Genomic DNA, 21,625 nt, shown 5'->3' on the forward strand with positions numbered 1-21,625 from the left:
TTGTTATCGTCATTCAAGACGTATTTCTGATACACACGAACCAGTCGGGATCATTGGAAATACATTTTCCTCCTTTTCCACTACCACTTCGAGAAGAAAATGTGATTCTGAATTGAGCATTTCTTCAATACTCGCATCCAAATCCTTGCGGTCTGTGAGTTTCTTAGCAGTGAGGCCAAAGCCTTCTGCCACTTTTACAAAATCAGGATTTACCATCTCGGTAAAGGAATAGCGGCGGTCGAAAAACAGTTGCTGCCATTGACGCACCATGCCCAGGAAATTATTATTCAGCAGCAGAATTTTAACATTCACACCATACTGAAAAATGGTAGCGAGTTCCTGGATATTCATCTGTATGCCACCGTCGCCAACAACGATGACCACATCACGATCCGGAGCCCCCAGTTTCGCGCCCAGTCCGGCCGGCAGCGCAAATCCCATTGTCCCCAGTCCGCCCGAGGTAATATTGCTGCGGCTCTGACGGAAATTGAAATAACGTGAGGCCGCCATCTGATGCTGACCAACATCGGTTACCAGGATTGCATCACCCTTCAGCCGTGCCGATACATTGGCGATTACCTCGCCCATCAGAAGACCATGTTCATCTCCCGGATGCAGTGATTTCTCAATTACTTTCTGAAACTCCAGGTTACTGCAAACCCTGAATTCCTCTATCCATTCCTCATGACCGGCAGGATCCACCAGATCAATCAGTTTTTCAAGCACTTCCTTTGCGTCTCCGATCAGCGGTACATCGGCATTTACATTTTTATCGATTTCCGCCGGATCAATTTCTATATGAATCACCTTGGCCTGTCTGGCATAGCGATCGACATCACCGGTTACCCGGTCATCAAAACGCATGCCCACAGCGATAAGGACATCACATTCGTTGGTTTTTACATTTGGCCCATAATTCCCGTGCATGCCCAGCATTCCGGTATTGAGGTAATGATCCGTTGGCATTGCTGAAAGTCCCAGTAATGTCCAGGCGTAAGGGATGCCCGTCTTTTCTACAAACTCAGTCAGAATATTTTCAGCACCTGAAAGAATTACACCCTGGCCAACCAGAAGAAAGGGCTTTTTTGCATTGTTGATCAGTGTTGCCGCGGCATTTAATTGTACCGGATCAATCGCCGGACGGGGGATATAGCTCCTGAGCATTTCACAAGGAGCATAGGCAAATTCGAGTTTTCCGAACTGTGCATTTTTTGTGATATCTACCACCACCGGACCAGGCCTTCCCGATCGTGCAATAAAAAACGCTTTGGCAAGAGCCTGGGGTATATCTTCTGATTTGGTGATCTGAATATTCCATTTTGTTACCGGCATCGAAACGCCAACCACATCTGTTTCCTGGAATGCATCGGTTCCCAGTAAATGGGAAGCAACCTGCCCCGTGATACACACAACAGGCGTAGAATCGATCATCGCATCTGCCAAACCTGTAATAAGATTGGTAGCACCCGGGCCGCTTGTTGCCAGGCAAACCCCCACCTTACCGCTGGCTCGTGCATATCCCTGCGCGGCATGTACTGCTCCCTGTTCATGACGCACCAGGATATGCCTGAGCTCTTCCTGATAATCATAAAGCGCATCATAAACCGGCATAATGGCGCCACCGGGATAACCGAACATGGTATCAACACCCTCGGCCAGCAGCGATCGTATTACCGCCTCTGCCCCGCTGATCGTTTCCGTAGTTGTAAGCGTTTTATTTGCCTGTAATTCCATATTATCCATCTGTTATGCAGCCTTCTGATGCGGTTGACACCATCCTGGCATATTTGTATAAGATCCCGGAAGTCTTTTTCAAATCCGGTGCCTTCCAGCTTTTCCTCCTTCGGGCCATTTCCTCCTCGTCGACCAGAATATCCAGCCTGTTCTCCCGGGCATCAATACGTATTCTGTCACCATTCTGAACCAGGGCAATCGGTCCGCCATCCTGTGCTTCGGGTGTAATATGCCCCACCACAAAACCATGTGTTCCGCCGGAAAACCGGCCATCGGTAATAAGAGCCACTTCCTTACCCAGTCCGGCACCCATGATCGCCGAAGTGGGCTTCAGCATCTCAGGCATTCCCGGGCCCCCTTTCGGACCTTCGTATCGGATCACAATGACATCTCCTGCCTGCACCTTTCCGGCGAGAAGTTCATCGTTGGCCTCGAATTCACTCTCGAATACACGGGCCGGACCTTCAAAAAATTCACCCTCCTTTCCAGTGATTTTGGCTACGGCACCATCCGGACTTAAATTCCCGTACAGGATGCGCAAATGCCCGGATGATTTTATGGGATCCGCAACAGGGTGGATCACCGTTTGTCCGTCGGCAAGCGCTGCTTCTTCAATATTTTCCCCAATTGTCTTGCCGGTTACGGTCATGCAATTTCCGTCGAGTAGTGACTCCTTCAGCATAAGTTTCATCACGCCCGGAATACCGCCTGCTTCGTGTAAATCTTCCATAACGAACTGACCGCTGGGTTTCAAATCTGCCAGGAAAGGCGTACGTGCACTGATGGAACTGAAGTCCTGTAATGTCAGGTCAATGCCGAATGCATGGGCCATCGCCAGTAAATGAAGAACCGCATTGGTTGATCCTCCCAGCACTGTAATGAGTGAAATCGCATTTTCAAATGATCTTTTCGTAACGATATCCCGTGGCTTCAGGTCCATCTCCACGAGGTGTCTCATTTGTTCACCTGCTTTTCTGCATTCTATTTGTTTGGATTGATCCCTGGCCGGATTCGATGAACTGTAGGGTAAGCTTAATCCGAGTGCTTCAATCGCAGAAGCCATCGTATTGGCTGTGTACATCCCGCCACATGCGCCCGGACCCGGACAGGCATGATGAACCACACCTTTAAAATCTTCTTCTGAAATGGTCCCGGCCATTTTTTGCCCGAGCGCCTCAAACGCTGAAACCACATCCAGTTTTTTGTTGGCATAGCAGCCCGGGGCGATCGTGCCTCCATAAACAAGAATAGCAGGTCTGTTCAAACGGCCAATGGCAATCATAGCCCCTGGCATATTTTTATCACAGCCAACAACCGCAACCAGGGCGTCATATGCCTGTGCATTTACTACTGTTTCAATACTATCGGCAATAATATCGCGCGATGGAAGTGAGTACCGCATACCCGGTGTTCCCATTGAAATTCCGTCGCTTACTCCGATCGTATTGAATATCAGACCTACCAGATCAGCGGAGGTAACTCCGCCCTTTACATCCCTGGCAAGGTCATTCAAATGCATGTTACATGGATTACCCTCAAAACCCGTACTCACAATCCCTACCTGTGCTTTCTTCAGGTCGGAATCAGTGAGACCAATGGCGTGAAGCATGGCCTGTGCGGCAGGCTGAGTGGGGTCCTGTGTTACAACACGGCTGTATTTATTTGGCGCAGAACTCATTAAACAATCGTTAATCCCTGGTATTCATTAAACCGAACCTTCTGACGGTACATCAGATAAAGCTGGTGTCCCGCTGAATCTTCCCAGGTTCCCTTCAGTTTTTCACCATTGATCGCGGCGATTGGTGCAATTTCTACAGCAGTTCCTACGAAAAAAGCAGTGTCTGCATCATATACCTCCTCCACTTCGAAGAATTTCTCCACCACGCGGATGCCCAGCTCCTGCGCAAGCTCCATGACCGTCCTGCGGGTAATGCCCGGAAGTATGTGACCAGCGGGGGGTGTATAGAGGATACCTTCCTTTTCAAAAAAGAAATTGGCTCCCGGACCTTCAGCAACATTGCCATGCATATCAAGCAGCAAAGCTTCATCATAACCCAACTTCCTGGCTTCGGATGTGGCTAGAATGCTATTGGTATAATGTCCAACGATCTTGGCATCAATAATTGTTGATTTCGGATTAGGTCGCTGATAGGATGAAACCATTACGCTCAGCGGATCATTACCCAGATATTTTCCCCAGTTCCAGGCTGCCATGAAAACGTGACACTCATCGGAAGGCTCCAGGCTCATATTCATACCGCCGTATACCAGCGGCCGGATATAGGCATTGTGCAGATGGTTCTCATCAAGAAGCTGGTATGCGATCTGCACCATTTCTTCAGGGGAATAAGGCATTTTTAACTGCATCCGATCCGCTGAATAGGCGAGGCGGTCGAAATGTTCCCTGGCACGGAAAATATTGCATCCCTCTGCATTCTCGTAGGATCGCATTCCCTCAAATACACCATTGCCATAATGCAGCGTTTGTGTATAATCACTGGACATGGCTTCAGCCGCCGGAATCATTCGGCCGTCTTTAAATACGATGGTATTCTTATTGTAATACATATGTCATGGGGTTAAAAAAAAAGCGCCATCCCGGGGGATGGCGCTTTTCAATGTTTATCTTATTTCAGATTCACCAATCCCGGTCAGCATTCAATCGAATGACGTTAATAATGACCAGTGATATGATGAACAGGTTTCTCATTAGTTTTTTTAAATGTAGTGAATAAATCCCGGTTAAAACAAACTAAATGCTGCATATTTCTAGGATTTAAGGGAAACTGAAGATTTCAGCAGTGAAATAATATGCGCACCAACCTCTGTTGTGCCATACGTGGAAGACGCATCGATATCCGAAGTGACGATTCCTTCAGTAATAGAAGCGGCTACAGCCTCGCGAATTGCAGCACTTTCTTCCAGCATATCAAATGAATATTCCAGTAACATGGCTGCCGACAGGATCGCGCCTACAGGGTTCGCTATATTCTTTCCGGCTGCCTCAGGGTAGGAACCATGAATCGGTTCGTACAATGCATAGGAGTCACCTGTGCTTGCTGAAGGAAGCATGCCCAACGAACCCGCAAGAACACTGGCTTCGTCTGTGATGATATCTCCAAACATATTCTCGGTAAGAATCACGTCGAAGAATCCCGGATTCAGAATAATTTTCATCGCCGCATTATCAACAAACATAAAGTCAAGCTCAACATCAGGATACCCGGCTGCCATAGATTTCACGACTTCCCGCCATAGTCTCGAGGTTGCGAGTACATTTGCTTTATCCACCAGGGTCAGATGCTTACCTCTTTTCTGAGCCGCCTGAAATGCCTGATGTGCAATGCGCTCGATCTCGTGACGACTGTAAACACAGGTATCAAAAGCTGTTGCGCCATTTTCTGTACGTCCACGCGGCTCACCGAAATAAATGCCTCCGGTAAGTTCACGAAAGACCACAAAATCTGTCCCGTGCACAATTTCATTTTTCAATGGAGACTTGTCCTCCAGCGCTTCATAGCTGGTGACAGGTCTTACATTGGCATATAATCCTAATTTTTTACGCATCGCCAGCAAACCCTGTTCGGGGCGTACCTTTGCGGAGGGATCATTATCGTATTTAGGATGGCCGATCGCACCGAACAAAATGGCATCAGCATTACGGCAAACCTGTTCTGTATCTTGTGGGAATGGATCCCCGGTCTGGTCAATGGCACATGCGCCAATGAGGGCCTCTTCAAAAATAAATTGATGGCCAAATCTGTCGGCAACCGATTCCAGTACCTGAACGGCCTGGTGAGTTACTTCCGGACCGATACCATCACCCGACAACACGGCTATTTTCTTATTCATGATCTGTTCTTTTCAAATTCCTCAATTGCTTCCCGTTTGCTGAGCAAATAATCGATATCATCATATCCGTTAATGAGGCAGTATCTCTTATAGGGATTCACATCGAATTCCTCGCTTTCACCTGTTGATTCCAGTGTGATCAGTTGTTCTTCGAGGTTTACCGTGACCCTCAGGTCTTCATCCCGTTCCCTTTCCAGGAAGATCCTGTCCAGGAATTCTTCTGAAACCTGCACGGGAAGAAGTCCGTTGTTCAATGCATTATTTCTGAATATATCTGCAAAGAAACTTGAAACCACCACCTTGAAGCCATGATCATAGATAGCCCAGGCCGCGTGCTCCCTGCTGCTGCCACATCCGAAATTCTTTCCCGCTACCAGTATTTCTCCTTTGATATTATCCTGGTTCAGAATAAAATCCTGATTCGGCGTTCCATCTGATTTGTACCGCCAGTCTCGGAAAAGATTATCGCCAAAACCTTCCCGTGTTGTGGCTTTTAAAAACCTTGCGGGAATTATCTGATCCGTATCAACATTCTCCAGCGGCAACGGAACAACGGTAGATTCTATTTTCCTGAACTTATCCATTAGTCATTAATTCTCTCACATCCGAAATATATCCATTGAGTGCAGCTGCTGCAGCTGTGAGCGGACTCGCCAGCATGGTACGCGCACCAGGACCCTGCCGGCCCTCAAAATTTCTGTTTGACGTGGAAACGCAATATTTCCCGTCCGGAACCTTGTCCTCATTCATGCCCAAACAGGCCGAACATCCCGGCTGACGGAGTTCGAACCCCGCCGACTCAAGTACCTTGTCAAGGCCCTCGCTTTTCGCCTGTTCCTCTACCTGTCTCGAACCTGGTATGATCAATGCTGTCACGTGATCCGCCTTTTTACGCCCTTTAACCAGGTCTGCCACCAGGCGAAGATCTTCAATCCGGGAGTTCGTACAGCTTCCAATAAATACGTAATCAATTCGCTGTCCGAGTAAGGGTGCTCCGGCTGATAAATCCATGTATTTCAGCGCCTTTTTCAGGGTGGTATCTTCCTTATTTCCTTCCATTTCCGGAATTCGCTGGGTAATGCCGATTCCCATGGCCGGGTTTGTACCATAGGTGATCATGGGTTCGATTTCGCCGGCATTAAATGTGTGAACCTTGTCGAAAACAGCATCGTCATCTGTAAACAGCTCGCGCCACTCCGCTACTTTGCGGTCCCACTCTGCGCCCTTCGGTGCGAATGTTCGTCCCTTCATATACTCAAAGGTTGTTTCATCCGGAGCGATCATACCACCCCGGGCACCCATTTCAATGCTCATATTACAGATGGTCATACGCGCTTCCATGGAAAGGCTGCGGATCGCTGATCCGGCAAATTCCACAAAATGACCCGTACAGCCGCTGGTACTGATTTTCGAAATGATATGAAGTATGATATCCTTCGACAGTACACCGGAGCGCAGTGATCCGTTTACTTCGATCTTCATTTTCTTTGGCTTTGTTTGGAGAATGCACTGGGTTGCCAGTACCTGTTCCACCTCACTTGTTCCGATTCCAAATGCAATATTTCCAAATGCCCCATGCGTAGACGTATGGCTGTCTCCGCAAACGATAGTCATTCCGGGTTGTGTGATTCCCAGTTCAGGTCCGATAACATGCACGATTCCCTGGTAAGGATGCCCGAGCCCGTATAATTCAACCCCAAATGCTTCACAGTTCTTTATAAGGGTGTCAACCTGATGCCTGGATAAGGCATCGCGAATCGGCAAATGCTGGTCGATCGTAGGAACATTGTGATCAGCGGTTGCGACGGTTTGTTTCGGACGAAAAACGCCGATTCCCCGTTTTCGTAATCCGGCAAAGGCTTGCGGACTCGTTACTTCATGGATAAAATGCGTATCGATATATACGACTTGCGGGCCGTCGGGAATAACCTCCACAACATGACGGTCCCACACCTTGTCAAAAAGTGTCTTTCCCATAAATCAGGCTACGTCTTGAAGTTTCGCTACGATTTCCTGCAAATGCTCGTCTTCAACCACAGAAACCTGGTCTGCGACAGCCAAAAATTCTTCATAGGCAGATTCAAGCTCCGGGCGGGCAAGCTGGATACCCAGTTGACCGAGGCGGAAATTCAGGGCGGCACGACCACTCCGCGCGGTAAGTATGATGGAAGATTTATTAACTCCTACTTCTGCAGGATCGATGATTTCATAATTATCCCTGTTTTTAATGACACCGTCCTGATGAATCCCGGAAGAGTGCGCAAATGCATTTGCTCCGACGATTGCCTTATTAGGCTGAACCGGCATATTCATGGTTTCCGAGATTAGCCGGCTCATGGAATAAAGCTTTTCTGTGTGAATTCCGGTGGTGTAGTTGAGCCAATTGTGTTTTTTGAGGATCATTACAACCTCCTCGAGCGAAGTGTTTCCAGCCCTTTCACCAATTCCGTTGATGGTACATTCCACCTGACGGGCACCCTGCTGTATGGCCTCCACACTGTTGGCAGTAGAAAGTCCGAGATCATTGTGGCAATGTGTAGATATAATCACATTCTCGATGCCCTTCACATGATCAATCAGGTATTTAATTTTTTGACCGTATTCCGAAGGCAGGCAGTAGCCCGTCGTATCAGGAATGTTTACTACTGTAGCACCAGCATTCACGGCCTCCTGAATCACCTGGGCCAAAAAGCTGTTCTCTGTTCTGCCGGCATCTTCCGCATAAAATTCAACGTCATCCACATACTTTTTAGCCGTGCTAACACAGAAATGCGCCTTTTCAAGGATCCGGTCGCGGGTTGTACGAAGCTTGGTAAAAACATGCTGATCGGAAGTACCGATTCCTGTATGGATACGTGGACGAACCGCATTTTCAATCGCCCTGGCTGCAGTAACAATGTCCTGCTCAACTGCCCTCGATAAGGCACAAACAGATGAATTACGAATCACTTCGGCAACAGACTTCACAGCTTCGAAATCTCCCGGACTGCTTATCGGAAAACCCGCCTCAATTATGTCTACCCCTAAATCCTCCAGTGCCTGGGCAAGACGTACCTTTTCCTTCTTGGTGAGTCCGCACCCGGGCACCTGTTCACCATCCCGCAACGTGGTATCAAAAATGTAAATTCTGTTCTCTGTAGCCATACTTACTAATTTGGTCAAAATCAAAGGTATGGTTACCCGCAACGGAAGTAAATGCCAAAAAGTATTATATTTACGATTCCTGAATCAATAATATTGATTATTATACGGCTTAAAAGATATTTTTCGTCATATTTATTACGATGGCAAGATCAAAATCCACAGCATTGCATTCGCTTGTTCAAACCATGAAACCAGCTGAAAGAAGATATTTCAATGTGTGGGCTTCGCGCAACGGGTCTTCGGAAAAGAAATTCATTCTTTTATTTAACGGGCTTTCTGAACAAACTGAGTACGATGAGGAAGCACTTCTGAATTCTATTCCGGATATTTCTCCAACACAGATCTCCAACCTCAAGGCTCATCTGTATCAGCGTGTACTTCAGTGTATGCGTCAGTACAGTCAGTCCCACTCACTTGAGATCCAGATACGCGAGATGATCGATCATGTGCAGATCCTCTTTAACCGGGGTTTATACGACCAATGTGTTCAGATATTAAAAAAAGCCCGTAAAAAGGTTGGCAGCATCGACAACCTGGAGTTGCAGCTCGAAATTCTTAAGTGGGAAAAGAATATACTTACCCAAACGGTTGGTGCCGGTAATGAGCAGCGGGTGAACCGCATCGTGCGGGAGGTTCAGCAGGTGAATGAACGTATCAACAATGTAAACAAGTTCACCAACCTGGCTGCCCGACTGAACGCAATCTATTACAGAATCGGATTTATCCGAAATCAGAGTGATTATAATCACATCCAACGACTTTTTGAAAAGGAACTGCCTGATTTTATTGAGCAAGAACTCTCGCTTACGGAAAAACTAAGCCTTTATCAATTACTTTCCGGGTATTATTCATTTATCCAGGATTTTGACAGCGGACTCAAATACGCCCGCAAGTGGCTTGATCTTTTCGATGAGCATAAGGAGATCCGCTACTCACGGACCAATGATTACCTGAGTGCGATCAATACACTGATGATTGCCCAGTACAAGATGTATTCCTACGATGATTTTGTTGAAACCAGCAGAAGGCTCAGGGAAATCCGCCATTATCCAAGGCATACAATGAATGAAAACATCCGGATGCGCCTGTATAAATATACGTACGTGCATGAATTCAACCGAATCTTTATGCTGGGCGATTTCGGCCATGGTGTTTCTTTGATCGAAAAAATTGAACCGCTCCTTGAGCCTTTTATCAGGCAACTAGACAATCATTCACGCATCATACTTTTTTACAAGGTGGCCTGTCTTTATTTCGGGGATCAGAAATATGGGAACTGCATCCGTTGGCTGAACCGGATTTTCACTTCCGAAAATATTGATCTGCGTGAAGATATTCACTCTTTCGCGCGGATATTAAGTCTGATCAGTCACTATGAACTGGGCAATACAGATGTCATAGATTATTACATCCGGTCGACATACCGCTTCCTGCTTCGAAAGAAGGACCTGTACTCCTTTCAAAAGTATATCCTCAGTTTTCTGAAAAAATTGGATGCCCACTTATCCGAAGAAGAATTAATGGAAGCATTCAATGAACTGCGCGACCAGCTGGTTCCCCTGCAGCATAACCCCTACGAACGAAGGGCATTCATGTATTTCGATATTATTTCATGGCTGGAATCAAAAAGCAATAATCATAAAGTTGGAGAGATCATCCACCAGAAAGCAATGCGGAGAATAGCCCGGCAACGAACCATGGCGAGCGAGAACCAGACTTTGTAACGAAGGCCGGCAAGGATTGTAACTTTCGTTACGCGACTACAGCATTTATTAGGTAATTTTGATCAAAAGTCATTTCCCATGCGAACACAATACATATTACTTTTTATTTCTTTGGTCCTGTTTTCCGGATGCAGTAATCCGTCTGAAGATTTGTTTAACGAAGTAATGGCCGTTCATGATGAGGTCATGCCCAAAATGGACGATATCATGAAAGAAAAGGGCCGTATTCAGGAAATGATCAATTCTGAGAATGATTCCGCCCGTATTATCATGCTGCGTGAAACAATCAGCAACCTGAATTCAGCAGACGAATCCATGATGGAATGGATGCGTTCATTCGACCGCGATAAATTCAGCGAGGATCCCGATGCACAGATAAACTATTACCGTGAAGAATTGATCCGGATTAACGAAGTAAAGGAAAAAATGCTTACAGCTATTAATGAAAGCAAAGCAGTTCAATAAGACTGATTAATTCACAGAACCGGGTATTTTTTAACCCACACCTCTATAAAATTGAATGCCCATGTAACAAATGGGTATTTTTTTTTAGGCGAAAACAAAATTTTAGGACAATTGTTTCAATGCGAAATTATTTTCAAAAAATTATTAATTTTTCACAAACGAGGGTCATTTTATACCCTATATTGGAATATCATTACAATTATCTGAAGTATAATGGCATTTAATTAACCTATAAGCATAATAAATTGTAAATTTTTCAAGAAACAGGGTTATTTTTTATCATCAATAATTTCCTTATCTCTCAAAACATTATTTTCTTGCCCGCAGATTCAGGCATATTTTATTCTGCCTTATACCACTAACAAGAAATAAAATATTATGAGAGAACTATTTACACTCGATCTTAGTGTACAATTATCCGGTATCCTTGGAGATGCAGGAACAGCTGCTGTTCTGGAAACAGCGGAAGTGAGTCAGACCATCAGTGATGGAACACAGGCGTTGTTTACTGCCAACAACGTATGGATGATGCTGGCTACCGCCCTTGTATTCATTATGCACCTGGGCTTTGCTGGTGTCGAAGCTGGCTTCACCCAAGCTAAAAATACCGTAAACGTACTCTTTAAAAACACGTTAACCCCAATCATTGGAATTCTCACGTATTACCTGATTGGCTTCAGCCTGATGTATCCGGGATTTGCAGAGCCGGGCTGGTTCGGATTTGGCGGGTTCCCGTTAAGTCTTCCGGAAAATGGAAATACGGTGGAATATGCCTCAGCGGGTTATACGTACTGGACCGACTTCCTCTTTCAGGCCATGTTTGCCGCTACTGCGGCGACCATCGTATCGGGTGCGGTAGCAGAGCGCATTAAGATATCAGCATACCTCATCTTCACCATCATATTTGTTGGGTTGGTTTATCCGGTTATCGGAAGCTGGAAATGGGGTGCGGGCGCACTGGATGCAGCCGGATTCTATGATTTTGCCGGATCAACACTTGTGCATTCGGTAGGTGGCTGGGGTGCCCTGGCAGGCATCATGATCATCGGTCCGCGACTGGGCAAATATGTCGACGGAAAAGTCATCGACAAACCCGGCTCCAGTGTTCCTTTGGCCGTGATCGGGGTATTCCTCCTGTGGTTTGGATGGTTTGGATTTAACGGTGGATCCGTGCTCAGCGCTGATCCGGCTATTGTATCCTATGTACTCGTAACAACCTGTCTGGCGGCCTGTACCGGGGCTTTGGGCGGTTTCATTACCGGATACGTTGTATTTAAACGCCTTGACCTGGGCATGGTACTGAATGGGATTCTGGCCGGACTTGTGGGGATTACCGCTGGTGCCGATGTGATCAGTCCTGGATGGGCCTGTTTTGTGGGCCTGGTAGCAGGCATCCTTGTCGTACTCTCCGCGATTACCCTTGACAAATTCAAACTGGATGATTGCGTCGGAGCAGTTTCGGTACACCTGACATGCGGAATATGGGGAACGCTGGCAGTAGGAATTTTCGGCATCGACGGTGACGGAAATGACATGGCGTTCTGGCCTCAGCTGAAAGGTGTACTCGTCTGTGGAGCCGCTGCATTCATATCGGCTTACATCATTTTTACCATTCTGAAATATACCATCGGAATCCGGGTGTCTGAACAGCATGAACGCGAAGGACTCGATTCACACGAACATGGAATCCGTGGTTATACAATCACCTACGATCAATAAGAAAAAATAAGGCTCACCGGAACTGCTGCAACATCTTCCGGCGAGCCTGCAGTTAACTCTTCATTAACCTTAACCCAAAATTACATGAAAAATGTACATTTACTACTCACCCTGTGCCTGACTTTTACCTTTCTCTCTTCCTTCGGTCAGGATAAAAAAGACTCGCTCACCATTTCCGGCTCCGTAGATACCTACTATACCTACGATTTTTCCGGACAGGATAATATCGGAACTTCCTTTGCCGATGATCGCAACTCAATTTCGATTGGAATGGTTGACGTGGCCCTCAGTCAGACACTAGGAAAGGCCAGCTTTGTCGGAGAACTGTCGTTTGGACCCAGAAGTTTTAAATCGATCCCGCTTTTTGATCTGGGCGACGAAGAAAGAGCCATTGTGGGCATCCAAAACCTGTATGTAAGCTACGCATTCAATGATGTGCTTTCTCTTACGGCCGGCTACATGGGAACATTTGTTGGCTATGAAGTGATTTCACCTGTGGGCAACTTTAACTACTCAACTTCCTACCTTTTTACAAACGGTCCGTTCCAGAATTCCGGTCTGAAGGCCGATATCACCATCAGCGATAATTTCGCGATCATGGTGGGTATATTCAATGACTGGAATGTATACAACGACGAAAACGGTGTTAGTGATTTTGGAGCGCAGATCTTTATCCAGCCGGTCGAGGGCTGGTCGGTCTACCTGAATATGGTTACGGGCTCTCCTTCAGGAACAATCTTTGATCTCACCACCGGCTTCCAGATCAGCGAGAAGTTTTACCTCGGACTGAATGCGGCGGACTATTCAATTGCCGGTGATGAAAAAGGCGGATACACCGGCGTCGCCCTGTATCCCCAGTTCTCAATAAGTGAAGCGTTTTCGATTGGATTACGTGAAGAGTTCTTCTCCTATAAGGAAGCAACCACCGAATCCGGTACGGTTATCTCGGAATCCGAAAGTGTATTTGCGAGTACCGTTACCGCGAATTATTCCTACAAAAATTTCCGCTTTATCGGGGAAGTCCGACTTGATAACGTATCCTTCGATGCTTTTATGGATTCCAATGAAGCGGCCGTTGCACAGGCTTCACAAATTACATTAGCCGCTGTTTACGCATTCTAAGATCGAAAATGACCTTAATTGACAGTTTACATATCGTAATTTTATATAACAGGTTATTTTTTTACCCTATAATTAAAATTTATATATCTAAATATTATTTTTGGGGTAAAATTTGAACCACTAACATCTTAAATCATGATAAAATCAAAACTTGAGTACATCTGGCTTGATGGCACCGCGCCAACCCAGGGACTTCGCAGCAAAACAAAAATCGTTTCAAATTTCAGTGGCAACGTAGAAGATTGCCCGATGTGGTGTTTCGATGGAAGCTCCACCCAACAGGCAGAAGGCCATTCATCAGATTGTCTGCTGAAGCCTGTTGCTTGTTTTCCGGACCCGGCACGCACCAATGGCTACCTGGTGATGACCGAGGTTCTGAATCCGGATGGCACGCCCCACATCACCAATGGTCGTGCCCTCATTGATGATGATGATAATGATTTCTGGTTTGGATTTGAACAGGAATATTTCCTCTGGAACCCATCCGCAAATCTGCCCTTTGGATTTCCTGAAGCAGGATATCCCCGTCCGCAGGGTCCTTACTACTGTTCAGTTGGAGCAACCAACGCATACGGCAGGGAAATCATTGAAGAACACCTGGACCTTTGCCTTGAAGCCGGTATCAACGTTGAGGGAATCAATGCGGAAGTGGCAACTGGACAATGGGAATTCCAGGTTTTTTCAAAAGGTGCAAAGAGTGCCGGTGACCAGGTATGGATTGCACGTTACCTGCTGGAAAGGACTGCAGAAAAATACGGTCTGTCGGTGAACTGGCACCCGAAACCTGTAAAAGGTGACTGGAATGGATCGGGCATGCACGCCAATTTCTCGAATTCCACATTACGTGAAGCCGGCTCAAAGGATGTATATGACGTAATCTGCCAGGCATTTGAGCCCGTTAAGCACGAGCATATTGAGGTATATGGTGCAGACAACCACCAGCGTCTTACCGGAGCGCATGAAACGCAATCCATAGACAAGTTCAGCTATGGGGTTTCAGACCGTGGCGCCTCCATCCGGATTCCAATCGGAACGGTTGAAAACGGCTGGAGGGGATGGCTGGAAGATCGGCGTCCTGCGTCCAATGCAGACCCGTACAAAGTTGCGGGTCGCATTATCAAGACCGTAAAAACTGCCGAAGTCGCAGTAATGCAATAACAGTTTCTCAGGGCGGGGGCGAACACAAACCTCCGCCCTATTCATTCCCCGACACTTTACAATGCGGCCGGATTTTTGTATTTATGTCACATGGCCGTTATCTCCAAAAAGAAAATACCCTATCCGATCAGCCGGGGTCTCCGCGGTTATCTCATCCATAATGGACGGGAAGCCGATTTGCCCATTACCTATACCGATCTTCTCCGGTACGATAATTCGCTACCATTAATAGACAAGAATGACCATGATACCCTGTGGGAAACGGTTATCTACTCACAGGATGACATGAAGGCAATCCATAACAGCGTAAAAAAGATTTACGCCCTTTTGAAGGCCGACGGAGATATGTCGGTTATGGAGCACCTTTTTATTGACCGCATCGACCTGTGTATTTATGGAAACACACAGCCCTTCCGGGTTCGGGTGGTAAACCGCATCAATGACAACTTTGATTACTTCTATATCAAAAATGCCGATGCTTCCCGTATTTATGGCCTGGAACTCGAACACCTGCTATCCCCGAACAGGATCAGCTATCTCGTGCATGAGAATACGCTGATAGAGGAACATATCATTGGAATTCCCGGAGACCAGTTCATTAAGACCTATCTGAACGACCAGCATCTGAATGCCACCCGACTGAGCAAGGAATTTGTAAAATTTAACGAGCGTTGTTTTATCCGACTGCTGGGCGATATGCATTCGAGTAATTTCGTCGTGGACATCACACCGGATTTTGAAGATGTGGTATATCGGATCCGGGCGATTGACTTTGACCAGCAGTCCTATGAAGGAAGAAAATCCATCTACCTGCCCCAATATTTTAAGCAGAATAATGCGTTGATCGAGGTAGGTCTTCATTGCCTGACCCCCGAAACAGTGAAGCAATACCAGAAAGAAGAACGTTCACTCATTGCTAACAGGCTGAAAGCAGGTCGCGAAGTGATCGACGAGCTGCTCGATGTGATGACCGCGGATACGCTGGCCCCGCCTGAAAATGTAAAGTCATTGCGCAAGGACCTTGCACAACATTACCGGAACAAGGAATTTCTTAAATGCGAAAGCATGGGCGCCTTAGTTCGCCAAAGCTTACTCACTGTACTTTAAAAAAGAATTCAGGGGAAAAATGTACCTTTAACTATGATTTTGGTAAAACCCAAATCAAGCACGCTGATATCAATCGGATTGTTTGTCCTGATATCGATGGCCGGTGGCATCTATGGTTTATTCGGACTCATCAACGATGTACATGCCGCGTGGTACAAGTATGTCCTGGCCATTCTGTTTTTACCACTTGGAACTGCCATATTAATCAGAACGCTCTGGTCCTATAAAAGGATCAGCATAGGAAAAGGTAAAATACACGTGCATTACCCGGTTAGAATGAGGCACACCGAATTTTCAGTGAAAGAGATCATTTCCTGGAAGGAGGAATCAATTAAAACGGCTTCCGGCACTTACCGTGAACTTCAGATCAAACATTCAACACACAAGACACTTGATATCTCGATGCAGGAACATTCCAGGTACAAAGAGACCCTCAAATACCTGAAATCCAAATGCGCCGGTAAACAAATCCGAATTTAACTATGATTAAAAATTTACTCGTTGTTGGCCTGGGTGGTTTTGCTGGCAGTATCTGCCGGTATTTATTTTATATATGGCTGGAAAAAGAACGGAATATGCCATTGGCAACCTTCACGGTAAACATGTTGGGAAGCTTTGTCCTGGGGATTTTCATTGGATATTTCCTGATAAGAGGTGCGGAAACGAATATTGCGCGGTTGTTTTTCGCAGTCGGATTTTGTGGAAGCTTTACCACTTTTTCAACGTTTGCGCTGGAGAACTGGAATATGTTCAACAACCAGGAATATCTGCAGCTGGCCGGCTATACTGTCGCCAGTTTTGCCATCGGCATACTGATGATTTTTGGCGGCATTGTGATTGGAAAGGCAATCTGATTACTCTTTCTTACCCACATCCCTGATGAAATTAGACCAGCGCATGGGGTTAAGAAAATTATTGGGCGGAAATATCAGATTCAGCTCATACAATCGCTGATACCGTTGCTGATCCGCTTCATATTCAGTGAGCTGATTCGCTTTTACCTCCTGCCGCACATCCGCTTGAAATTCACGAACAATATCATCCTGCGTTACAGGCAATTCCGCATCCAGAAAAGCATCCTTGAAATGATCCAGCGTTGGCCATGGAAAAACCACCACTTCCGGAAGCAGAATCGATTCCTGCCACATTAACTGGATCAACGAATACCGCTTATTCGAAACCTCATAAGGCATGACAAAATAGGCCGGGCGATATCCGATTGAAGTGAATCGCAGTGTATCACCCGGATTAATAAAAATTGAAAAATAGCCGTTGGAATCACTGGCAGTTCCGTAAACCGTACCTCCAAGCTGGATATTCACGTACGGCAATGCTTTTTGCTGATCGGCATCCATCACAACCCCGGTTAGCAATATCGGATTTCCTACACGCTGGGCATTGAGCTCTACGCTGCCCAGAACGAAAATTACTACCAGTGCAAATCGCCAATTCATTATCTTCTATTTATGCTCCCAATCATAGGTATCCAGTGATTCCAGACACTTACCCAATAGCTTGATACTGCTTTCAATATCCTTTTTATGAGCCATTTCAATTACCTGGTGCAGGTGCCGGGTTGGAATTGAAATTGCTCCGGAAATTGAACCGTTCTTACCCATTCGCTGAACACCTGCCGTATCCGTTCCCCCTGCTGTAAGCACTTCAGGCTGCCACTTAATCTTATTCTTGTCGGCCGTTTTCTTCATGTAGTCCACCATCCTGTAATCACATATGGCACTGGCATCCATCAGCTTGATGGCCGTACCATGCCCTAGTGATGTTACTTTTTCATGGGGCTGTGCACCGGGCAGATCAAAGGCTATCGTGGTATCTAAACCAAACCCAAAATCCGGATTGATCGTATGGGCGGCAACATTGGCACCTCTGATTCCTACTTCTTCCTGCACGGTAAAAACACCATAAACATCGAACGGCGTAGTTTTTATTTTTCTGAGCGTTTCGATCAGCACAAAAACAGAAACACGGTTATCGATCGACTTACAATTAACACAATCTCCCATCTCAATAAGTTCCCGTTCGCGCGTAATTGGATCACCAATGGAAACCACCTTTTCCACATCCTTCTTTTCCATTCCCAGATCAATGTAAAAATCGGTGGTTTTTGGCATCTTGGTACGCTCCTCGGCCGACATAACATGGATCGGTTTAGTGCCCATCACTCCAATCACATCCTTCTTCCCATGTATGATCACGCGCTGTGCGGTCAGGGTTTTGGGATCAAAGCCCCCCAGCGTAGTAAACCTTACAAACCCTTTATCATCGATATGAGTCACCATGAAGCCTATCTCATCCATATGGGCCGCAACCATTGCGCGCTTGTCTGAGGACTTACCCTTTTTAATAGTGATAATGTTACCCATATTGTCCACATGACACTCATCGACCAGCGGTGTTACTTCATCGATAATCATCCTTCGGATTCGCTGCTCATATCCCGGCACTCCCGGTGCCTCGCAAATTTTTTTGAGCAATTTTACGTTTATTGCCATATCAGAGATTTCATTTTAATACATTACATCTGTCCTGAAAATTACTTGTTTTTCGCCGATCGCGGACAATGAAATGCAATGAAATCGTTAATATCATGAAGATATTTGTGAACGAATTGTGAATCGGAATTTATGAAACGAAAAGTCCTCCTTTTATTTGTCCTGGCACTCGTTACGCTGGTAGTCGTTGGAATACTGGGGCGGACTTCCATCAATAATTCCATCAGATCAATAGAAGAGGCTTCCGAACCGAACCGTAAGCTGAATGTACTCAAAGAAGTTTTTCAGGATCTGCTTGATGCTGAAAGCAGTGTTCGCACCTATACCATCACAGAAAACCGAAATTCCCTGTCTTCATTCGGTGATGCTGCATACAATATTGACAGCAAGCTGATTGAATTAAGAACCCTGACCGCCGATAGCAGTCAGATCCTTTTACTGGAAGAGCTTGATTCCCTGATCGAAAATAAATTTGACATTCTTCGCCAACTCATAGAAATCAAGGAGACAGGAAAGGACAGCAGTGTACTTCAACGTGTGCGTGCCGATATCGAGATTTTGAAGAAAAAAGAAGTCCCGGAAGAGCTAAGCACCATTCGCGATCTGGACCCTGAGAGCGAAAACAATTCCAGTATCTGGAAGAAACTGTTTGGCAACAACCGTAATAATACAACTCCGAGCGATTCCCTGTTCGGAGATACCGTGCGGCAGGATCTTAGTTCCGAACAGGTCGATGAGGCATTGACAAGAATCAGCCAGGAAGCCTATCAGACAGCGCAGCTTCGCAAACAACGGGAACAATCTTTAACCCGCAGGGACAACCGTGTGATGGATGAAATCCGTTCGGTAGTTGATGAATTTGAGAAAATTGATCTCGGACTGACCGCAGACCGCACACAGCTTCTGACAACGGCTTCAGAAAATGCAAAGACAACGATCAGTACCATCATGGTCCTGGCATTGATCGTATTTGCCGGACTTTTACTAATCATTTTCAACGATATTAGCCGAAATCAGCGAAATCGCGAAGAGCTTGCCCGGGCAAAGGACAAGGCAGAAAAGCTGGCACGCGTGAAAGAAGACTTTTTGTCTAATATGAGCCATGAGATCAGGACTCCGCTTAATGCCGTGATTGGGTTTACCGAGCAACTGGAAGCTTCCCCGCTCAACCCGACTCAAAAAAACCATGTGAATAAAATCCAGCGATCCGGTCAGCATTTACTGCAGCTCTTAAACGACATCCTGGATTACGCTAAACTTGAATCCGGTGAAGTGAGACTTGAACAGGTGGGCTTTAATCCGGCCAGAGAGACCCAGGAAATTGCGGATCTTTTCATGCAGCAGGCAAAGGATAAAAAGTTATATCTGAAAGCAACCATTGCTCCTGATTTTCCGCCGGTGCTCATCGGGGATCCTGTCCGGTTTAATCAGATCATTATTAACCTGGTAAGCAACGCATTGAAATTCACGCGTGAAGGCGGCATTGAAATTCGGTTACTTGCTGAGAAGGAGAAGGAGAATGAGAATGAGAATGAGAATGAGAATGAGAATGAGAATGGGAATGGGAATGGGAATGGGAATGAGAGTGTAAAAGTAATCCTGGAGGTAACAGATACAGGGGTGGGAATTCCGCAGGACAAGATCAACCAGATCTTTAAGGAATTTGCACAGGCCGACACCTCCACAGCCCGGGAATATGGAGGAACCGGTCTGGGATTATCTATTGTAAGAAAAATCACGGCAGCACACGATGGAAATATCCATGTGGCATCAAAACCCGGGGAAGGCACAACTTTTACGATCACCCTGCACTACCGAAAAGGAGATCAAAAAGACATACCGGAACAAAAACAACAGGATATCATTCCTTCCTTCGGCGGTCAGCATATTCTCGCGGTTGATGACCAGGAGTTCAACCGGGAACTGGTCGAAACCATCCTACAAAAATGGAACCTTTCTGTGACGCTTGCTTCAGATGGTACGGAAGCCGTGCACCTTGCTTCGAAGGAATATTTTGACCTGATATTGATGGATATACAAATGCCCGGGATGACCGGACTTGAAGCCGCCGCTAACATAAGAAATTCTAACAGCCTCAACAGGGATACGCCCATCATCGCACTCACAGCCGGCGCATCACCGAAGGAACAACAGGCCAGTGAAGGTGCTGGCATGAACGGTATGTTGCTCAAACCGTTTACACAAAAAGATATGTACAACACGCTCTCCCGGTATCTGAACAATACTCCGGAAGGGCCCATTCCAGACGCATCCCCTCATCTGGACATGACAGATCTCATCAACCTCGCCAACGGGGATGATTCATTCGTGATCAATATGCTCGGTATTTTTCTCAAGAATAGCCGTTCGGATTTTGCGCAGCTGCAAGAAGCAGTCGAGAATACGGATCTGAAACACATCAGATCGCTCACCCATAAAATGATCCCTCCCTGCAGGCACCTGGGCTTTGTTGAAATTGTTGAATTGCTTCGTCATATGGAACACGCGGCAGAAGACGAACAGATGGAGGATGTTTTAACAGATCATAAAAAACTATGCAGGGAAATGGATCAGATGTATCCGCTTGTTGAAGAGGAATTACGTAAATTCACGGAGCGACAGGCAAGTTCGGCATTATGATTCCAACCAAAAACAATCTGATCTTTGTCGTTGATGACGACGCATATTTCAATGGATTATTAACTGCTTTCGTAAAGAGAATTTCAACAAAAGCTCAGATACCTGTTACGATTCAATCGTTCGAAAGCGGGGAAGCGTGTATGGCGCATCTTCATCTGAATCCATCCGTTATTTTACTGGATTTCTACCTTGATTCATGCAATGATATCACATCCACAGCTTATGACCTCCTCTCGGATATTCATAAAACGGTTCCGGATGCGTACATCCTGATCGTTTCCCAGCAGGAAGACTGGTCCATGTTTAAGCAGGACCTTATTTCATCGGGCGCCAGCGAATTCCTGCAAAAGGACCGGGACCTGGAAGACAATCTGACTGTACTTCTGACAGACCGGCTAAAATAGGGTTGCTCAACCCTTAGGGGGTAATTCAGATTATTCACTATTTTAG

Annotated in this window: 19 protein-coding genes; 10 read left to right on the forward strand and 9 right to left on the reverse strand. The window is 46.2% G+C overall.

What is annotated here, in order from left to right; genetic code table 11:
- Positions 1 to 9: 9 nt before the first annotated feature.
- From ilvB to LDX50_RS17365, 7 genes are all read right to left on the reverse strand, one after another.
- Positions 10 to 1,743, reverse strand: coding sequence for a biosynthetic-type acetolactate synthase large subunit (ilvB, locus tag LDX50_RS17335; protein ID WP_225698568.1), 1,734 nt, complete (start codon positions 1,741 to 1,743; stop codon positions 10 to 12).
- Positions 1,736 to 3,412, reverse strand: coding sequence for a dihydroxy-acid dehydratase (gene ilvD, locus LDX50_RS17340; RefSeq protein WP_225698569.1), 1,677 nt, complete (start codon positions 3,410 to 3,412; stop codon positions 1,736 to 1,738). The genes ilvB and ilvD overlap by 8 nt, the downstream gene beginning before the upstream one ends.
- Positions 3,412 to 4,302 (reverse strand): branched-chain amino acid transaminase, encoded by an 891-nt coding sequence (locus LDX50_RS17345; protein ID WP_225698570.1) that lies wholly within the window; start codon positions 4,300 to 4,302, stop codon positions 3,412 to 3,414. Before LDX50_RS17345 ends, ilvD begins: the two co-directional genes overlap by 1 nt.
- 201 nt (positions 4,303 to 4,503) lie before the next feature.
- Positions 4,504 to 5,586 carry a 3-isopropylmalate dehydrogenase gene (leuB, locus tag LDX50_RS17350; protein WP_225698571.1) on the reverse strand — a complete coding sequence of 361 codons (1,083 nt, stop codon included), beginning with the start codon at positions 5,584 to 5,586 and terminating at the stop codon, positions 4,504 to 4,506.
- Complete coding sequence (gene leuD / locus LDX50_RS17355) at positions 5,583 to 6,170, reverse strand: 3-isopropylmalate dehydratase small subunit (RefSeq protein WP_225698572.1); 588 nt, start codon at positions 6,168 to 6,170, stop codon at positions 5,583 to 5,585. Before leuD ends, leuB begins: the two co-directional genes overlap by 4 nt.
- Complete coding sequence (gene leuC / locus LDX50_RS17360) at positions 6,163 to 7,563, reverse strand: 3-isopropylmalate dehydratase large subunit (RefSeq protein ID WP_225698573.1); 1,401 nt, start codon at positions 7,561 to 7,563, stop codon at positions 6,163 to 6,165. Before leuC ends, leuD begins: the two co-directional genes overlap by 8 nt.
- A gap of 3 nt (positions 7,564 to 7,566) precedes the next feature.
- Positions 7,567 to 8,730 (reverse strand): 2-isopropylmalate synthase, encoded by a 1,164-nt coding sequence (locus LDX50_RS17365; RefSeq protein ID WP_225698574.1) that lies wholly within the window; start codon positions 8,728 to 8,730, stop codon positions 7,567 to 7,569.
- A 140-nt stretch (positions 8,731 to 8,870) separates the two neighbouring features.
- On the opposite strand from LDX50_RS17365, the gene LDX50_RS17370 reads away from it, so the two are divergent.
- The 8 genes from LDX50_RS17370 (at position 8,871) to crcB (ending at position 16,879) form a co-directional block, all read left to right on the forward strand.
- A complete protein-coding gene (locus LDX50_RS17370; RefSeq protein ID WP_225698575.1) occupies positions 8,871 to 10,454 on the forward strand; it encodes a hypothetical protein in 1,584 nt (527 codons plus the stop codon).
- A 78-nt stretch (positions 10,455 to 10,532) separates the two neighbouring features.
- Entirely contained in the window at positions 10,533 to 10,919 is a 387-nt protein-coding gene (locus LDX50_RS17375; protein WP_225698576.1) for a hypothetical protein, read from the forward strand.
- A 525-nt stretch (positions 10,920 to 11,444) separates the two neighbouring features.
- Complete coding sequence (locus LDX50_RS17380) at positions 11,445 to 12,638, forward strand: ammonium transporter (protein WP_420828565.1); 1,194 nt, start codon at positions 11,445 to 11,447, stop codon at positions 12,636 to 12,638.
- Positions 12,639 to 12,722: 84 nt separating this feature from the next.
- Positions 12,723 to 13,760 (forward strand): outer membrane beta-barrel protein, encoded by a 1,038-nt coding sequence (locus tag LDX50_RS17385; RefSeq protein WP_225698578.1) that lies wholly within the window; start codon positions 12,723 to 12,725, stop codon positions 13,758 to 13,760.
- A gap of 135 nt (positions 13,761 to 13,895) precedes the next feature.
- Positions 13,896 to 14,918 (forward strand): glutamine synthetase beta-grasp domain-containing protein, encoded by a 1,023-nt coding sequence (locus LDX50_RS17390; RefSeq protein ID WP_225698579.1) that lies wholly within the window; start codon positions 13,896 to 13,898, stop codon positions 14,916 to 14,918.
- A 90-nt stretch (positions 14,919 to 15,008) separates the two neighbouring features.
- Complete coding sequence (locus LDX50_RS17395; RefSeq protein WP_225698580.1) at positions 15,009 to 16,025, forward strand: hypothetical protein; 1,017 nt, start codon at positions 15,009 to 15,011, stop codon at positions 16,023 to 16,025.
- 33 nt (positions 16,026 to 16,058) lie between these two features.
- Positions 16,059 to 16,505: a hypothetical protein gene (locus tag LDX50_RS17400; protein ID WP_225698581.1), complete on the forward strand. Its 447-nt coding sequence runs from the start codon at positions 16,059 to 16,061 to the stop codon at positions 16,503 to 16,505.
- A gap of 2 nt (positions 16,506 to 16,507) precedes the next feature.
- Positions 16,508 to 16,879, forward strand: coding sequence for a fluoride efflux transporter CrcB (crcB, locus tag LDX50_RS17405; RefSeq protein ID WP_225698582.1), 372 nt, complete (start codon positions 16,508 to 16,510; stop codon positions 16,877 to 16,879).
- Here the strand turns inward: crcB and LDX50_RS17410 are convergent, their stop codons facing one another.
- Together LDX50_RS17410 and LDX50_RS17415 are read right to left on the reverse strand one after the other, a co-directional pair.
- On the reverse strand, positions 16,880 to 17,479 hold the full coding sequence (locus LDX50_RS17410; RefSeq protein WP_225698583.1) for a carboxypeptidase-like regulatory domain-containing protein: 600 nt from the start codon (positions 17,477 to 17,479) through the stop codon (positions 16,880 to 16,882).
- Between the two features lie 6 nt (positions 17,480 to 17,485).
- On the reverse strand, positions 17,486 to 18,535 hold the full coding sequence (locus LDX50_RS17415; RefSeq protein WP_225698584.1) for a M42 family metallopeptidase: 1,050 nt from the start codon (positions 18,533 to 18,535) through the stop codon (positions 17,486 to 17,488).
- A gap of 132 nt (positions 18,536 to 18,667) precedes the next feature.
- Between LDX50_RS17415 and LDX50_RS17420 the strand changes: the two genes are divergently transcribed.
- On the forward strand, positions 18,668 to 21,175 hold the full coding sequence (locus LDX50_RS17420; RefSeq protein ID WP_225698585.1) for an ATP-binding protein: 2,508 nt from the start codon (positions 18,668 to 18,670) through the stop codon (positions 21,173 to 21,175).
- Positions 21,172 to 21,579: a response regulator gene (locus LDX50_RS17425; RefSeq protein ID WP_225698586.1), complete on the forward strand. Its 408-nt coding sequence runs from the start codon at positions 21,172 to 21,174 to the stop codon at positions 21,577 to 21,579. The genes LDX50_RS17420 and LDX50_RS17425 overlap by 4 nt, the downstream gene beginning before the upstream one ends.
- The last annotated feature ends 46 nt before the right edge of the window (positions 21,580 to 21,625 follow it).

It is taken from the genome of Fulvivirga sedimenti, from assembly GCF_020328055.1.

Bases quoted from the DNA above. Each gene is read 5' to 3' on its own strand.
- LDX50_RS17425 (WP_225698586.1), top strand. From the start codon at position 21,172: ATGATTCCAACCAAAAACAATCTGATCTTTGTCGTTGATGACGACGCA.
- leuB (WP_225698571.1), bottom strand. From the start codon at position 5,586: ATGAATAAGAAAATAGCCGTGTTGTCGGGTGATGGTATCGGTCCGGAA.
- LDX50_RS17385 (WP_225698578.1), top strand. From the start codon at position 12,723: ATGAAAAATGTACATTTACTACTCACCCTGTGCCTGACTTTTACCTTT.
- ilvB (WP_225698568.1), bottom strand. From the start codon at position 1,743: ATGGATAATATGGAATTACAGGCAAATAAAACGCTTACAACTACGGAA.
- leuC (WP_225698573.1), bottom strand. From the start codon at position 7,563: ATGGGAAAGACACTTTTTGACAAGGTGTGGGACCGTCATGTTGTGGAG.
- LDX50_RS17370 (WP_225698575.1), top strand. From the start codon at position 8,871: ATGGCAAGATCAAAATCCACAGCATTGCATTCGCTTGTTCAAACCATG.
- LDX50_RS17395 (WP_225698580.1), top strand. From the start codon at position 15,009: ATGGCCGTTATCTCCAAAAAGAAAATACCCTATCCGATCAGCCGGGGT.
- crcB (WP_225698582.1), top strand. From the start codon at position 16,508: ATGATTAAAAATTTACTCGTTGTTGGCCTGGGTGGTTTTGCTGGCAGT.
- LDX50_RS17415 (WP_225698584.1), bottom strand. From the start codon at position 18,535: ATGGCAATAAACGTAAAATTGCTCAAAAAAATTTGCGAGGCACCGGGA.
- LDX50_RS17375 (WP_225698576.1), top strand. From the start codon at position 10,533: ATGCGAACACAATACATATTACTTTTTATTTCTTTGGTCCTGTTTTCC.
- LDX50_RS17365 (WP_225698574.1), bottom strand. From the start codon at position 8,730: ATGGCTACAGAGAACAGAATTTACATTTTTGATACCACGTTGCGGGAT.
- LDX50_RS17410 (WP_225698583.1), bottom strand. From the start codon at position 17,479: ATGAATTGGCGATTTGCACTGGTAGTAATTTTCGTTCTGGGCAGCGTA.
- LDX50_RS17390 (WP_225698579.1), top strand. From the start codon at position 13,896: ATGATAAAATCAAAACTTGAGTACATCTGGCTTGATGGCACCGCGCCA.
- LDX50_RS17345 (WP_225698570.1), bottom strand. From the start codon at position 4,302: ATGTATTACAATAAGAATACCATCGTATTTAAAGACGGCCGAATGATT.
- ilvD (WP_225698569.1), bottom strand. From the start codon at position 3,412: ATGAGTTCTGCGCCAAATAAATACAGCCGTGTTGTAACACAGGACCCC.
- LDX50_RS17380 (WP_420828565.1), top strand. From the start codon at position 11,445: ATGATGCTGGCTACCGCCCTTGTATTCATTATGCACCTGGGCTTTGCT.
- LDX50_RS17400 (WP_225698581.1), top strand. From the start codon at position 16,059: ATGATTTTGGTAAAACCCAAATCAAGCACGCTGATATCAATCGGATTG.
- LDX50_RS17420 (WP_225698585.1), top strand. From the start codon at position 18,668: ATGAAACGAAAAGTCCTCCTTTTATTTGTCCTGGCACTCGTTACGCTG.
- leuD (WP_225698572.1), bottom strand. From the start codon at position 6,170: ATGGATAAGTTCAGGAAAATAGAATCTACCGTTGTTCCGTTGCCGCTG.